The following is a 14,809-nucleotide window of genomic DNA, read 5'->3' on the forward strand; positions in this document are numbered from 1 at the left end:
GCATGCCGCGGCCGACCATCCTGTCCCCACGCCTGTCTTCATCATCGCCGCGTTCCCGTGAGCAGTCCAGACCCGGTACGCCCCGCCGGGACGGCCTGTACGCCCGCCGGGGACGGACCGGCCCGCTACGCCGGACGGCCGGTGGGATCCTCCGCCGTCGGATCCGCCAGTACCAGTCCGCCCACGGGACTGTCGTCCCAGTGGATGAGTTCCCAGCCGTTGGCGGGATCGCCTTCCAGCGCCACGATTCCGGTGTTGTCCAGCACGTGCCTGATGGCAAAGTCCGGTTCGATGTTGTCCGCCCGCAGGCCGGCCCACACCCGGATGGCTGCGCCGTGGCTGACCACGGCCACGGATCCTGAGCCCCCCGCCCCGTTTGTCCGTCCCGCTATTTTGGCGATCGCGGCGTCGTAACGCTCAAAGAAGTCCCGGCCGCTGGGACCGGCAGGCATCCGGCGGTCCAGCTCGCCGTCCGCCCACGAAAAAATGGTGCCGATGTACTGCTTGTGCGATTCGTGGTCCGTGCGCTTTTCCAGCGACCCGGCCTCGATCTCGTGAAGGCCCTCCAGCACCTCGGTTTCCAGCCCGTGCACCCGGGCGAGCGGTGCCGCTGTGATCTGCGTCCGAACCAGGGTGGAGGCGTACAGGGCAAGGATCCGCTCGTTCGCCAAGGCGCGGGACAACGTCTCGGCCTGACGCTCGCCGAGTTCGGTCAGCCCGGGCCCCGGGTGCGCCGTGTCCAGCTGGCCCAGCACATTGCCGGGCGTCTGGCCGTGCCGGATGAGCAGAAGCCTCATTTGAGGTGGTCCACCAGCTGGTCCGCGATGCCCGTGTACTTGCCCGGGGTCAGCGCCAGCAGGCGGGCTTCGGCGTCGGCGGACAGGCCGAGGCTCTGAACGAATTCCTGCATCCGGGCGGCATCCACGCGCTGTCCGCGGGTCAGGTCCTTGAGCCGCTCGTACGGGTTTTCCATGCCGTCGACGCCGGCGATGGCCTCGGCGCGCATGACCATCTGGATGGCCTCGCCGAGGACTTCCCAGTTGGTGTCCAGGTCCGCGGCCAGCACGTCCTCGGCAACCTTGAGCCGGTCCAGGCCCTTGGCAACGTTCGAGATGGCGAGCAGCGAGTGGCCGAACGCCACACCGATGTTGCGCTGCGAGGAGGAGTCGGTGAGATCGCGCTGCCAGCGGGAGGTGACCAGGGTGGAGCCGAGGACGTCCAGCAGGCCGGAGGAGATCTCGAGGTTGGCCTCGGCGTTTTCGAAACGGATCGGGTTCACCTTGTGCGGCATGGTTGAGGAGCCCGTGGCGCCTGCCACCGGGATCTGCACAAAGTACCCGATCGAGATGTAGCTCCAGATGTCGGTGCAGACGTTGTGCAGGATGCGGTTGAAACGCGCGACGTCGGCATAGAGTTCGGCCTGCCAGTCATGGCTTTCGATCTGCGTGGTCAGCGGGTTCCAGGTCAGGCCGAGGCCTTCGACGAAGCCCTTGGCGACGTGCTCCCAGTCGGCGCCCGGGACGGACGCGACGTGGGCGGCGTAGGTGCCGGTGGCGCCGTTGATCTTGCCGAGGTATTCGGTGCGGGCGATCCGGTCCAGCTGCCGGTTGAGCCGGTGCGCGATGACTGCCAGTTCCTTGCCCAGCGTGGTGGGCGTGGCGGGCTGGCCGTGGGTGCGGGAGAGCATCGGCACGGCGCGGTTTTCCCCGGCCATGGCGCTGATCTGGCCGACGAGGGCGCGGGCCGCAGGCAGCCACACGTCCTCCACGGCCCCCTTGATGCCCAGGGCGTAGGAGAGGTTGTTGATGTCTTCCGAGGTGCAGCCGAAGTGCACCATGGCGGTCAGGTGATCGATTCCGATGCCGGGCAGGCGGCGGCCGATGTAGTACTCCACGGCCTTGACATCGTGGACCGTAACGGCCTCGATCTCGGCGAGTTCGGTGACGGAGGCGGCGTCGAACTCCGTGACGATCGCACGCAGTTGCTCCTGTTGTTCCGCCGTGAGCGGTCCGGCCCCGGGCAGGACGCTGTTGCCGGTCAGGTGGATCAGCCACTCGACCTCCACAGCCACGCGGTCGCGGTTCAGGGCAGCCTCGGAAAGGTAGTCGACCAGCGGCGCGACGGCGGACTGGTAGCGGCCATCCAGCGGGCCGAGCGCGATCTGGTGGTCGGACGCGGCGAGGGCCAGGCGTCCGGACGGCGTGCGGGTATCAGCTGTGGCGGCAGTTTCAGGCATATGGCGATTCTTTCACGAAGTGCCGCCGGGCCTTAAGCGCCCCCGTCCTTATGACATTGCCGGATGACATTGCCGGCTGGCAGCGCATGGCGGTCCGGACGTTGTCCACATAGCCGGGCGGCTCTCTTCAGCGGGCACAGGCCGCCCCGCTAGCGTCGGTTCATGGGCAGCTGGATGAGGCAGGTCACTGGGATGAGGCCGGGGTGAGGCCGGGATGAGGCCGGTCAACGGGATAGCACCGGGACCGGCGGGCAGTGTGGCGGTGCAGGACATGGCGGTGCAGGATATGGCGGTTCTTGGCGTGACGGCCGCCGACGCCCTTGAGTGCGCTTCGCGCAGTTATGAAGTCCAGCAGTTTGCTGCGCGCGTTGCGCGGTGCGCCGATGAGGCTGATGCGGTGCTCGCCGCCCTCGCCCGCCTTGAGCTGCAGTCGTGGCAGTCACCGGCCGGCCGCGCCTACCGTGTGGCCTTGTCCCTGCACGCGGCGGCGCTGCACCGAAGCCGGGATGCGCTGCTCGATGCTGTTGCCGTGGTGCTCCGGCATGCCCGGAACGTGGCGCAGCCCACGGACCAGATGGGACCCTGATGGCCGAGTCGAGTCCGGCGGGCTCCGGCGGCGGCCCCGGGGTTTCCGCGCCGCCGCGCGACGGCAGCCTGCTCATCCGGGGCGGAATCGGCGGGGTGAGCTTCCAGTTTGAGGAGCTGCTGGCGGGTGCCGCGGCACTGGACGGGCTGGTGCGGCAGCTGCAAATGGTTGAGGCGGAGGCCGACACCGTCCGGCAGGCACTCTTTCCCTACCAGTCCGACTCCTACACCAGCGGCAGCAACGCCATCATCGCTGTGGGGGAGGCCGGCCGGGAGGTCGGACGCGTCCGGTCCCAGCTTCAGCGGATCGGCGACGACGTCCGCGCCAGTCACCGCGAATACGAATACGCCGAAGCCCGGAATGCCCTGCTGCTGCGCATGGGACTGCACGGCTCCGAGTACGGCGCAGCACCGGAGCCCTTCGCCCTGCCCGGGGTGCGCGGCACTGTTGAAGGCTGGGTCGCCATGGCGCCCCGGAATCTCGCCGTGCTGCTTGGCCTGCCCTGGCCTTTGGCCGCCGTGGCCAGCGCCCTGGCCGGGCCCGCTGACGTCCGCCGCCTGGTGCGGGACGCCTCGGAAGCGCCGGGGCTTGTGTTCCTCAAGCCCCGCCCCGTCAGCATCGTGGGCCGGGAGACGTTTACGGCCGACGTCGACCTCTCACCGGCCGGGCTGCTGCGGCGGGCCGGGGCAGTGGGAGAGCAAGGCGGCCGGATCGAGGTTATCGAGGTCGACGGCGGTTCCCGGCCAGCGTGGGTGGTGATCATCCCCGGAACCCAGCAGGGCGCCCTGCCGGAAGGAACCAACCCCTTTGACCCCGCCGGAATCGCCGAGGCCCTGGGCTATGACTCGGCGTCGACGGCGCAGGCCATCAGGGAGGCGTTGCGGCAGGCCGGGGCCGAGGCCGGCGATCAGCTCGTGGCCGTCGGCTACAGCCAGGGCGGGATCCACGCGATGAATCTCAGCAAGGACCGTGCTGTCCTGGCCGAGTACGACCTCAAGTTCGTGCTGACCGCGGGCTCGCCGGTGGGCGGGATCAGCCCCGCGCCGGGGATCCGCAGCCTGCACCTCGAACATGAGCAGGACTGGGTGCCGGGGGCGGACGGACTGGCGAACCCGGACACCAGGGACAGGGTGACCGTGACCCTCACCAACCCGCTGGCGGTGCCGCCGCCACAGGATTTCGGCCTGGGTCCCGGGCACCGGTTGGAGAATTACGCTGACGGGGCCGCGCTCGTCTCCGCGAGCCGGGACAACACCCTGCAGGACTCCACCGCGGCACTGGCCGCAGTGGTGGGGACCGGCGGGGCGGCGTCGGTGACCAGGTTCTCGCTCCGGCGCGAGGCCCGGCCGGAACCGCGGGCAACGCCCGCAACCTCTTCGGGCACGCCGCGCGGCACGGGCGCTTCTAACGATCGAGGGCAGGAAGGAAGCTCGCCACGAGGGACACCAGACTGATGATGATGGCGGCGAACACGGCAGTCCAGAAGAACGAGTCGATGGTGAAGTGCACAGTGGTGTAGCTGCTGATCCAGGAGGTCAAGTAGAGCATCGCGGCGTTGATGACCACGGTGAACAGGCCCAGGGTGAGGATCGTGATCGGCAGCGAGAGGAGGCTGACAATGGGCTTGACGAAGGCATTGACCAGACCGAAGATCAATCCGATGAACAGGTAGCCCAAGATGATGCTGATGGTGCCGTCACTCTGGGTGGAAATATCCAGCCCGGTGAGGATCCAGCAGGCGATTGCAAGGGCCAGTCCGTTGATGATGACTCGTACGATGATTGAGCGCATGGCCCCATGCTGTCATACGCCCGGCGGCGACGGCAGGGACCATATTCCCCATGTCAGCAACGGTTATCCCCTACGGACAGCAATCGGCTCCCGCAACTGCGGCAGCGACCCGAAGTAGGCTAGTTGGCATGACTTCATCAGAGAATCCGGCCGGGGGCATCAGGCCCCGTCCGGTGGTAGACCTCCTCCCCCGCTACGCGGCTGGAAAACCCCCCGTTCCCGTGGAAGGCCTGACCAGCTACAAGTTGTCCTCCAACGAGAACCCGTTGCCCCCGATCCCTGCAGTGCAGCAGGCCATCGCGGCGCAGACCGATTTCAACCGCTACCCCGATCCGCTCAGCAGCAGGCTGCGTGAAGCGCTCGCCCGCTTCCTGGATGTTCCCGCCGAGGACATCGTCACGGGCGCCGGCAGCCTGGGCGCCCTGAACCAGCTGCTGACCACCTTCGCCGGCCAGAACGACGACGGCAAGGCCGACGAGGTCATCTACGCCTGGCGCTCGTTCGAGGCCTACCCGATCTGCGTCGGACTGGCCGGCGCCGAGAGCGTCCGGATCCCGCTGACATCCGACGGGCGGCATGACCTGGACGCCATGGCCGCCGCAGTGAGTGCGCGGACCCGGATGATCCTGCTGTGCACGCCCAACAACCCCACCGGACCCATCCTGACGGCCGAGGAAACGGAGCGCTTCATCCAGGCCGTTCCGGCCGACGTCGTGGTGGTCATTGACGAGGCCTACCAGGAATTCGTGCGCGCCGGCGACGCCGTGGACGGCATCGCCATGTACCGCAAGTACCCCAACGTCGTCGTCCTGCGGACCTTCTCAAAAGCGCACGGCCTCGCCGGACTCCGTGTGGGCTACAGCGTCTCCAGGCCCGAACTGACGCAGCACCTGCGCGTCAGTGCCACCCCCTTCGCCGTGTCCCAGATCGCGGAAACGGCGGCCGTGACGTCGCTCGAGCACTTCGCCGATGTTGTAGAAAGGGTACAAAGACTGGTGGACGAACGGGACCGGGTCACGGCGGGACTGCGTGAGCTCGGGTGGTTCGTCCCGGAGGCCCAGGGCAACTTTGTCTGGCTCAATCTGGGCGAAAACAGCGCGGAATTTGCCGCCCTGGCGGCGGAACGGGCGCTGTCCGTACGGGCCTTCGGCAACGAGGGCGTCCGGGTCAGCATCGGCGAAACGGAAGCCAACACCCGTTTCCTGGAGCTCTGTGCGATCTATACAAAACCGCCGCGGCGTTCCTAGCGCTTAACACTGCGCGCTCAGGCCGCCCCGTGCGGATAAAGTAAGGACCAGTAAGCCAAAATATATGCCGGACCTGGAATGTATTCCTGGTCCGGCATATATCCCAGCGATTGCGGCGCATTCGGATGCGGCAAGCAAGGAGACGGTATGGGCGCCACACATCTGCCCTCTACCGAGTTCGACGGAACCGGGATGGATGACCAGCTCGAAGCGGAGGCCGAGGCCCAACTGGGTGCCCCGGCCGAGCCGATGGTGCAGTTGCTGGACCCGGACGGCACCCTGGGCTCGGACCCGGTTTTCTCAAAATACGCCGAGAAGCTGGACCCGGGCACCCTGCGCGGCTTCTACGCGGATATGGCCAAGATCCGCCGCTTCGACGTGGAGGCCACCGCCCTGCAGCGGCAGGGCCAGCTGGCCCTGTGGGTCCCGCTCACCGGACAGGAAGCCGCCCAGATCGGCTCCGGACGGGCCAGCCAGCCGCAGGACTACATCTTCCCCACCTACCGCGAGCACGGCGTGGCCCTGACGCGAAACGTGGACCTGGCCGAGCTGCTGCGCCAGTTCCGGGGCGTCTCCAACGGCGGCTGGAACCCGAAAGACACGAACTTCCACCTCTACACGCTGGTCCTGGCCGCCCAGACCCCGCACGCCGTCGGGTACGCCATGGGCATCCAGCGGGACCAGAAACTGGCGGCCGCCAACGCCGTCGCCAGCGGTGAGGCGGGACAGGCCGTGGAGCCGAACGCCGCCGTCATGGTGTATTTCGGCGACGGCGCCAGCTCCGAAGGGGACGTCCATGAATCCATGGTGTTCGCCGCTTCCTACCAGGCGCCCGTGGTCTTCTTCTGCCAGAACAACCACTGGGCCATCTCCGTGCCAAGCTCCGTGCAGACCCGCATCCCGCTCGCCAACCGCGCCAAAGGCTACGGCTTCCCCGGTATCAGGGTGGACGGCAATGACGTGATCGCCGTCCACGCCGTCACGGAATGGGCGCTGGAGCGGGCCCGCGAGGGCCATGGGCCCGTACTCATCGAGGCGTTCACCTACCGGGTCGGGGCGCACACCACGGCCGATGACCCCACCAAATACCGCGCATCCGCCGAAGAAAGCCTCTGGCGTGCCAAGGACCCGCTGGCCCGGCTGGAGAAGTATCTCCGGGCCCAGGGCCTCGCGGATGACAGCTTCTTCGAGCAGGTCAAGGCCGACGGCGACGAGCTCGCCGCCTATGTCCGCAAGACCACCCACGACCTCGAAACCCCGGACATCCGGACCGCCTTCGCCAACACCTATGTGGAGGCCCACCCGCTGGTGGCCGAGGAACTGGCCTGGTTCGAGGAATACAGCGCAGGGTTCGCCGATGAGGTGTCCGCCGATGAGGCACGCACAGCCGAGACAGACAGGGCGGCCCGCTGATGACCACCATGACCATTGCGAAAGCCATCAATGAGGGTCTGCGGGCCACGTTGAACAACAACCCCCGCTCGCTGCTGATGGGCGAGGACATCGGGGCCCTTGGCGGCGTCTACCGGGTCACCGACGGGCTGATCGCCGAATTCGGCGCCGACCGCGTGGTCGATACCCCGCTGGCCGAATCCGGCATTATCGGCACCGCCATCGGCCTCTCCCTGCGCGGCTACCAGCCGGTCTGCGAGATCCAGTTCGACGGTTTCGTGTTCCCGGGGTTCAACCAGATCACCACCCAGCTGGCCAAGATGCACTCGCGCAGCAACGGCAACCTGACCGTTCCCGTCGTCATCCGGATCCCGTACGGCGGCGGCATCGGCTCCATTGAACACCACTCCGAATCGCCGGAGGCACTGTTCGCCCACACGGCCGGGCTGCGCATCATCACCCCCTCCAATCCGCACGATGCCTACTGGATGATCCAGCAGGCCGTCGACTGCCAGGATCCCGTGATCGTCTTCGAGCCCAAGCGCCGCTACTGGCTCAAGGGCGAGGTCGACACCGAGACCCCGGGCGCGTCCGCTGACCCCTTCAAGGCGCATGTGCTCCGCGAGGGCACCGACGCGACCGTCGTCGTCTACGGCCCGCTGGTGCCCGTGGCCCTCGCAGCGGCCGAGGCCGCCGCCGAGGACGGCCACAGCGTCGAGGTGATCGACCTCCGTTCCATCTCGCCGATCGACTTCGACACCGTCACGGCCTCGGTCCGGAAAACCGGCCGGCTGATCGTGGCCCACGAGGCCCCCACATTCGGCGGCATCGGCGGCGAAATCGCCGCGCGGATCAGTGAGCGGGCGTTCCATTCACTGGAGGCCCCCGTCATCCGCGTCGGGGGATTCCACATGCCCTATCCCGTGGCCAAGGTCGAAGAAGACTACCTGCCGGACATCGACCGCATCCTTGAGGCGCTCGACCGCGCCCTGGCGTACTGACGAGGACCCATGACGCTCAACAAGTTCAACCTTCCCGACGTCGGCGAAGGGCTGACAGAGGCCGAAATCGTCGCCTGGAAGGTCAAGGCCGGCGATACCGTGGCCGTCAACGACGTCCTGTGCGAGATCGAGACGGCCAAATCCCTGGTGGAACTGCCCTCACCCTTCGCCGGGACCGTCACCGAACTGCTGGTGCCCGAGGGAGTCACGGTGGATGTCGGCACGCCGATCATCAGCGTGAGCGACGCCATCGACGCCCCGGCGCCGGCCGCCGCGGCACCCGCCCCGGCGCCTGTAGCCCAGGAGCAGGCTGCCGCCGCGCCCATGTACGGCACGCTTCCGGCTGATGACTCCGACGCCGGCGAACCAGCCGGGCGCCCGGCCGGCGGGCCGCTCGTGGGCTCCGGTCCCAAGGCCGACGCCGTCAAGCGCCGGCGGCGGATTTCCGCCCCTGCGGCAGCCGGCCACGACGCCCCGTCCGCCGCGGCAGCCACCGGCGCTGCCGCCCCGGTGGTGGAGCAGGTGGGGGTGGAGGCCCACGACATATGGATCAACCCGGACGCGGCCAGCCGCCCTGCCGACGCGGCCACGGGCCCCGCCGGCTCCGTTGAGGCGCGCCCCACCTTCGGCGGTGCCATCAGCGGCCTGGTCGGCAAGGTGCTGGCCAAGCCGCCGGTCCGCAAGATCGCCCGGGACCTCGGGATCAACCTGGCCGATGTCGTGCCTACCGGCGCCCGCGGTGAAGTGACCCGCGAGGACCTGGTGAGCTACCAGGCCCAGCGGGACGCCGAGGTGGACAAGGCGGACTCGTTCTGGGGCAAGTCCGGCCGCCCGCAGGACCAGCGGATCGAGCGGATCCCGGTCAAGGGAGTCCGCAAAGCCACCGCGAAGGCCATGGTCGAATCCGCGTTTGCCGCGCCGCACGTCAGCATCTTTGTCGACGTCGATGCCAGCCGCACCATGGAATTCGTCAAACGCCTCAAGGCCTCCCGCGACTTCGAAGGCATCAAGGTCTCCCCGCTGCTGATCCTGGCCAAGGCGGTCATTTGGGCCGCGGCGCGAAACCCGAGTGTCAACGCAACGTGGGTGGACAACCCGGACGGCAGCGATTCCGCGGAGATCCACGTCAAGCACTTCATGAACCTGGGCATCGCGGCCGCCACGCCCCGCGGGCTGATGGTGCCGAACATCAAGAACGCCCAGGACCTCTCGCTCAAGCAACTGGCCCTGGCCCTGAACGAGCTCGCCACGACGGCGCGGGCCGGCAAGACCCAGCCTGCCCAGATGCGCGGCGGCACGCTCACCGTGACCAACATCGGCGCCCTCGGGATCGACACCGGAACGCCGATCATCAACCCTGGCGAGGTCGCCATCGTGGCGTTCGGCACCATCAAGCAAAAGCCTTGGGTCCTGGACGGCGAAGTCATTCCGCGTTGGATCACCACCCTCGGCGGCTCCTTCGACCACCGCGTGGTGGACGGCGACCTTTCGGCCCGCTTCATGGCCGACGTCGCCGCCATCCTGGAAGAGCCGGCCCTGCTGCTGGACTAGCCGGCGAAACCGGCCACGAAACCGGCCGCGAAACCGCAGAACCCCGCCGCTGAACCTTTCAGCGGCGGGGTTTCTCAGTGTTGGGGTTTCTCAGTGGCCAGCCTGGCCCGGGCCGCTCAGTTTCCCGAGTATGCGGTCAGGATCTGGACCAGCGCGGGATCGCCGCTCATGCCGGCGAGGGCGGCCGAGGCGGCAAACATCAGGCCCGCGAGCCCCGCGCAGCACGCGCTGATTCCCGTCAGGAACTTCCAGTCCTCCCGGAACACGCTGCGCAAGGTGTCGGGCATGCGCAGTCCCGGGGCAATCAGGTTGGGTGCGCTGTCCGTCGATCCGTCGTCCAGGAACGCGACAACGCGACCGGCACCGCGGTCCACGCGCATGGCGCTGATGTGGTTGCCGTGCCGGGCCAGCAGGATGTCGTGGCCAACCAGCTGGCGGCGCTGAAGAGTGATCATGGGGCTCCCTTGGTAGGTGGGTTCTCGGACGTCCGCACCATCGCAGGGCACCTCCCATTTTACTGAGCCGGTCCGCGCCGGGCGGCCCGCTGGGCGGTGAGGCTGCCCACGACAAAGGGTGATCCTCATCAAGTCCGGACACGGCCACGACCGGACACAGCCAAGTCCGCGCCCTCCTGTCCCGCGGCTACGCCCGGCACTAGAGTGGCACCAGCCGCCGACAGCCCGGGCGGAAGCGGATCAAAGGAGATGTTGCGTGTTTTCAAGCCCGTACCCCGACGTCGATGTTCCCAACCTCGGCATTTACGACTATCTCTTCGGCGCTCTGGCAGAGGAGGACCTGGACCGGGTCGCCGTCGTCGATGGCGCCAGCGGTGCGGAGACCACCTACCGGGCGCTGCGCGGGCAGATCGACGCCCTCGCCGGTGCCGTCGCCGCCCAGGGCCTGGGCGTGCACGGCGTGGCCGCCATCCTGTGTCCCAACGTCCCCGCCTTTGCGACCGTCTTCCACGGCCTGCTCCGGGCAGGCGCAACGGTCACCACCATCAACGCCCTGTACACGGCCGACGAGATCGCCACCCAGCTCACCGACGCCGGCGCGGACTGGCTCTTCACCGTATCGGCGCTGCTGCCGGCCGCCCGGGAGGCCGCCGAAAGGACCGGGATCCCTGCCTCACGGCTCGTGGTGCTCGACGGCGCCGACGGCCACCCCTCGCTGGCCGACTTGCTCGCCATGGGCGCACCGGCCCCCCGCGTCTCGTTCGATCCCGCCACGCATGTGGCCGTGCTGCCCTACTCCTCCGGCACCACCGGCCGGCCGAAGGGGGTCATGCTCAGCCACCGCAACCTCGTCGCCAACGTGGAACAGGCCAGGGGTCTGCTCGACGTCGGCCCCGAAGACCGGGTCCTGGCGCTGCTCCCGTTTTTCCACATCTACGGGCTGACCGTGCTGCTGAACCTCGCGCTGCGCCAGCGGGCCAGGCTTGTGACCATGCCCCGGTTCGACCTGCCCGAGTTCCTGCGGATCATCCAGGACCACCGGTGCAGCTACCTGTTCATCGCACCTCCCGTGGCCGTGGCGCTGTCCAAGCACCCGCTCGTTGCCGAGTACGACCTCGGCTCGGTGCACACCACCCTTTCCGGCGCGGCACCGCTGGACGGCGAACTTGGCAAGCGTCTGGCCGAACGCCTCGGCTGCCGGGTCCTGCAGGGCTACGGCATGACCGAGATGAGCCCGGTATCGCACCTCATTCCGCGCGGAGGCCGCGATGGGCTCAGAGTCCCCGTCAGTTCCGTGGGGTATACGGTGCCGAACATGCAGTGCCGCCTCGTGGACCCGGCCACGGGGGAGGAGATCCCGGTTCCCGCGGAAGGGACCAGCGCGCCGGGGCACCTGTTGTGCCGCGGGCCGAATGTGATGCTCGGCTACCTCAACCGGCCGCAGGAAACCGCGGACACCCTGGACGCGGACGGCTTCCTGCGCACCGGGGACATCGCCACGGTGCGGGCGGACGGGGTGGTGACGGTCGTGGACCGGCTCAAGGAACTGATCAAGTACAACGGCTACCAGATCGCCCCGGCGGAACTGGAGGCGCTGCTCCTCACCCACCCCGGCATCGCCGACTCCGCGGTGGTCGGCTCCCTCGACGCCGACGGCCAGGAAGTGCCCAAGGCGTTCGTGGTCCGCCAGCCGGGCGCGGACGGCGATGCCTTGGACCTGGCGGGCGTCATGGACTTCGTGGCGGCCCGGGTGGCGCCGTTCAAGAAAGTCCGACAGGTTGAGTTCATCGACGCCGTGCCGAAATCCGCCTCAGGAAAGATCCTGCGGCGGATGCTTGGGTCTGCAGGCTCAGACACCGGCCAAGCCGCCGTGCCGGCAGCGGCACCGAAGCAGCAGTAGCGCCTCAGTCGGCGTCGGTCTTGGCGATGTAGACGTCACAGGGGGCGTTGTGGGCCACGCTGTTCGCAACGCTCCCCAAGACCCGGCCGATTCCGCTCATGCGCCGGTTGCCGACCACGATCATCAAGGCACTCGTCCGTTCGGCTTCCCGGATCAGGGCCTCGGCCGGCTTGCCCCGCGCGGCGGCGTACGTGACGGTGATGTCCGGGCGGCGCAGGCCTTCCGCGACCGAGCGCGCAACCGTTTCCGCGTTGCCGGCGTCGGAAACGATCCACTGGTCACTGCCGCTGCCGAAGACCTGTGTCTTGTCGCTGTCAAAGGCGCTGACCACATGAAGTGTCGCCCCCACGGAAACTGCGAGGTCGCGCGCGGTGTGCGCCGCCCGCAGTGCAGTTTCACTGCCGTCGACGCCGACAACGATTATTCCGGTCATGGACCGCTCCTCTTTCAACGAGTAATGCTGTTTAGTGTGCCTGGCCGATCAACTGGCCCCAGCGCGCCCCAGTCGAGGCCCCGCATGGATCCTGCCGGTGTTCACGCTACAGGGCGGCCAGGGCTTCCCGCAGGACCGGCGCGAGCCGCCGCACACCCTCGCGGATCGATTCGGGCGGCACCGCGCTGAACGCCAGCCGGATCTTGTTCGACGGGTCGTCCGAGTTTGTGAAGGCCGCTCCCGGAATGAAGACGACGCCGGCGTCGATGGCCTTCCTCAGTAGCGGGTAAGTATCCACGCCGTCGGGCAGCGTAACCCACACGAAGAAGCCGCCCTCGGGGCGCGTCCAGGTCAGTCCCTCCGGCATGTAGTCGGCCAAGGCGGCCAGCATTGCCTCGCAACGTTCCTGGTACAGCCCCCGGTACGTCTCGATCTGGCCGCGCCAGTCGTAGTCGCGCAGATAGGCCGACACCAGCATCTGGTTCAGCGTCGGCGGGCACAGGGTGACGGCCTCCGACGCCAGGTAGTACCTGCGCTGCAGGTGGGCCGGGACCAGGGCCCAGCCGATCCGCAGGCCCGGGGCGAAGATCTTGGAAAAGGACCCCATGTAGATGACGTCATCCGGGTTGGCCGCCCGCAGGGGGGTGAGCGGCTTGCCGTCGAAGCGGAGCAGGCCGTAGGGGTTGTCCTCCAGCACCAGAATATTCGCGCGACGGCATATATCCACCACGGATGGCCGGCGTTCCGCGGACAGGGTGATGCCGGACGGGTTGTTGAAGCTGGGAATGGTGTAGAGGAACTTGACGTTCTTGCCCGCGGTCTGGAGGGCGGCGATCTTTGCCTCCAGCAGATCAGGGACGATGCCGTCACCGTCCATCGGCACCGTTTCGACCTCCACCTGGTAGGCCTCGAAGGTGTTGAGGGCCCCGACATAGGTGGGGTCCTCGACGAGGACCACGTCGCCCGGATTGCAGAAAACCTTGGTGGCCACATCCTGCGCGGACTGCGAGCCGGCCGTGATGACGATGTTCGCGGGGTCGGCGTCCAGGATCCCCTCTGCCGCCATGACCTCGCAGATCTGGATGCGGAGCTCTTCAGTGCCTTGGCCGCCGCCGTACTGCAGGGCGGTCATCCCCTGCTCGGCGATGATCTTCGCGGCGGTCTGGCCCAGGCGTTCCAGCGGCAGGGACTGCAGGTAGGGGCTGCCCCCGGCGAGGGAGACGAGGCCGGGGCGCATCGAGATGTCGAAAACATCCCGGACCGCCGACTGCTTGATATTTGCTGCGCGCTCCGAGAACAGGATCTCGTGGCGGTGGGCGGACGTAGCCGCACGTTCGATTGCGTCAATGGCCTCGGCCGGAAGTACTGCTGCGGCGGCATCAAGTGTTTCGTGGGTCACAAACCCAAGGATACTACCCGTGTTGTCTTGGGGGAAACGATTGTTTCCAAATCATGCCCGGGCCGAAAGCGACCGGGCTGCTCCGGGCGGCCCGAGGCCCCCGGCAGCCGTGTGCTGCCGGGGGCCCGGGAGGTATCTGGAGCGGAGTGCGGGGTTCGGAAGCTTACGCCGCTTCCGCAGCGGGAGCCTCGGCCAGCGCGTCGAACACGCCCTTGATCTGCTCGACAACTTCGGCGTCGTCCTTGGGGTGAACCTCGGCGAAGCGGACCATCGAGCCTGGGACTGCCAGCTTGACGTTTTCGAGGACCTGGGCGCCGGCGATGCCGACGGCCTTGCGGGCCTCGTCCTGGGCCCATACGCCGCCGAACTGGCCAAAGGCGGTTCCGACAACCGCGGTGGGCTTGCCGGACAGGGCGCCTGCACCGAAGGGGCGGGACAGCCAGTCGATGGCGTTCTTCAGCGATGCCGGGACGGTGCCGTTATGCTCCGGCGTGACCAGCAGGATGGTGTCGGCCTCGTTGGCGGCGGCCCGCAGGGCGGCGGCGGCCGCGGGCACCTGGCCTTCGACGTCGATGTCCTCGTTGTAGAAGGGGATGTTGCCCAGGCTCTCGTGAATAACCACGTCCACCTGTTCCGGGGCGTTGAGCGCGATGGCCTCGGCCAGCTGCAGGTTGGTGGAGCCGGCGCGAAGGCTGCCGACGAGAGTGAGGATGGTCTTCTTGGACATGTGTACTCCTGTGCATCACGCCGCGGGGTGATTCCGGCGGCTGGTGGATCGTGAGGCTTTGGGGGCCTTCACCAATCCTAAACGGACTGCG

The 14,809-nt window shown here is 68.0% G+C and carries 14 protein-coding genes; 7 read left to right on the plus strand and 7 right to left on the minus strand.

The features are described from left to right. Positions 1-125: 125 nt before the first annotated feature. The gene (locus AC1DDH_RS19035; RefSeq protein WP_476872278.1) at positions 126-797 is read right to left on the minus strand and encodes a histidine phosphatase family protein; all 672 of its coding nucleotides are present in this window, start codon (positions 795-797) and stop codon (positions 126-128) included. Beyond that, on the minus strand, positions 794-2,236 hold the full coding sequence (gene purB, locus AC1DDH_RS19040) for an adenylosuccinate lyase (RefSeq protein ID WP_476888036.1): 1,443 nt from the start codon (positions 2,234-2,236) through the stop codon (positions 794-796). Before purB ends, AC1DDH_RS19035 begins: the two co-directional genes overlap by 4 nt. 271 nt (positions 2,237-2,507) lie before the next feature. Here purB and AC1DDH_RS19045 point away from each other — a divergent pair, with 271 nt between their 5' ends. Then, positions 2,508-2,822 (plus strand): hypothetical protein, encoded by a 315-nt coding sequence (locus tag AC1DDH_RS19045; protein WP_476888037.1) that lies wholly within the window; start codon positions 2,508-2,510, stop codon positions 2,820-2,822. After that, the gene (locus tag AC1DDH_RS19050) at positions 2,822-4,276 is read left to right on the plus strand and encodes a hypothetical protein (protein ID WP_476888038.1); all 1,455 of its coding nucleotides are present in this window, start codon (positions 2,822-2,824) and stop codon (positions 4,274-4,276) included. Before AC1DDH_RS19045 ends, AC1DDH_RS19050 begins: the two co-directional genes overlap by 1 nt. Here AC1DDH_RS19050 and AC1DDH_RS19055 read toward each other — a convergent pair. After that, positions 4,227-4,613, minus strand: a complete 387-nt coding sequence (locus AC1DDH_RS19055; RefSeq protein ID WP_028277592.1) for a phage holin family protein — start codon at positions 4,611-4,613, stop codon at positions 4,227-4,229. The two genes, AC1DDH_RS19050 and AC1DDH_RS19055, sit on opposite strands and share 50 nt — an antisense overlap. A 128-nt stretch (positions 4,614-4,741) precedes the next feature. On the opposite strand from AC1DDH_RS19055, the gene AC1DDH_RS19060 reads away from it, so the two are divergent. The 4 genes from AC1DDH_RS19060 (at position 4,742) to AC1DDH_RS19075 (ending at position 9,804) form a co-directional block, all read left to right on the plus strand. Then, positions 4,742-5,860, plus strand: coding sequence for a histidinol-phosphate transaminase (locus AC1DDH_RS19060; protein ID WP_476888039.1), 1,119 nt, complete (start codon positions 4,742-4,744; stop codon positions 5,858-5,860). A 147-nt stretch (positions 5,861-6,007) separates the two neighbouring features. Beyond that, the gene (pdhA, locus tag AC1DDH_RS19065; RefSeq protein ID WP_476888040.1) at positions 6,008-7,273 is read left to right on the plus strand and encodes a pyruvate dehydrogenase (acetyl-transferring) E1 component subunit alpha; all 1,266 of its coding nucleotides are present in this window, start codon (positions 6,008-6,010) and stop codon (positions 7,271-7,273) included. Then, positions 7,273-8,253, plus strand: a complete 981-nt coding sequence (locus AC1DDH_RS19070; RefSeq protein ID WP_090582226.1) for an alpha-ketoacid dehydrogenase subunit beta — start codon at positions 7,273-7,275, stop codon at positions 8,251-8,253. Before pdhA ends, AC1DDH_RS19070 begins: the two co-directional genes overlap by 1 nt. A 9-nt stretch (positions 8,254-8,262) precedes the next feature. Then, positions 8,263-9,804, plus strand: coding sequence for a dihydrolipoamide acetyltransferase family protein (locus tag AC1DDH_RS19075; protein WP_476888041.1), 1,542 nt, complete (start codon positions 8,263-8,265; stop codon positions 9,802-9,804). A 116-nt stretch (positions 9,805-9,920) separates the two neighbouring features. Here AC1DDH_RS19075 and AC1DDH_RS19080 read toward each other — a convergent pair whose 3' ends face one another. Beyond that, positions 9,921-10,259, minus strand: a complete 339-nt coding sequence (locus AC1DDH_RS19080; RefSeq protein ID WP_476851437.1) for a hypothetical protein — start codon at positions 10,257-10,259, stop codon at positions 9,921-9,923. Between the two features lie 256 nt (positions 10,260-10,515). Between AC1DDH_RS19080 and AC1DDH_RS19085 the strand changes: the two genes are divergently transcribed. Next, positions 10,516-12,159, plus strand: coding sequence for an AMP-binding protein (locus AC1DDH_RS19085; RefSeq protein WP_476956072.1), 1,644 nt, complete (start codon positions 10,516-10,518; stop codon positions 12,157-12,159). A 4-nt stretch (positions 12,160-12,163) separates the two neighbouring features. Here AC1DDH_RS19085 and AC1DDH_RS19090 read toward each other — a convergent pair whose 3' ends face one another. From AC1DDH_RS19090 to AC1DDH_RS19100, 3 genes are all read right to left on the minus strand, one after another. After that, a complete protein-coding gene (locus AC1DDH_RS19090; protein ID WP_223914942.1) occupies positions 12,164-12,592 on the minus strand; it encodes a universal stress protein in 429 nt (142 codons plus the stop codon). 106 nt (positions 12,593-12,698) lie between these two features. Beyond that, positions 12,699-13,991 carry an aminotransferase-like domain-containing protein gene (locus tag AC1DDH_RS19095; RefSeq protein ID WP_476956073.1) on the minus strand — a complete coding sequence of 431 codons (1,293 nt, stop codon included), beginning with the start codon at positions 13,989-13,991 and terminating at the stop codon, positions 12,699-12,701. Between the two features lie 163 nt (positions 13,992-14,154). Further along, positions 14,155-14,718, minus strand: coding sequence for an NAD(P)H-dependent oxidoreductase (locus AC1DDH_RS19100; protein ID WP_018775397.1), 564 nt, complete (start codon positions 14,716-14,718; stop codon positions 14,155-14,157). Positions 14,719-14,809: the final 91 nt, after the last annotated feature.

It is taken from the genome of Arthrobacter sp. 10T425 (assembly GCF_056393985.1).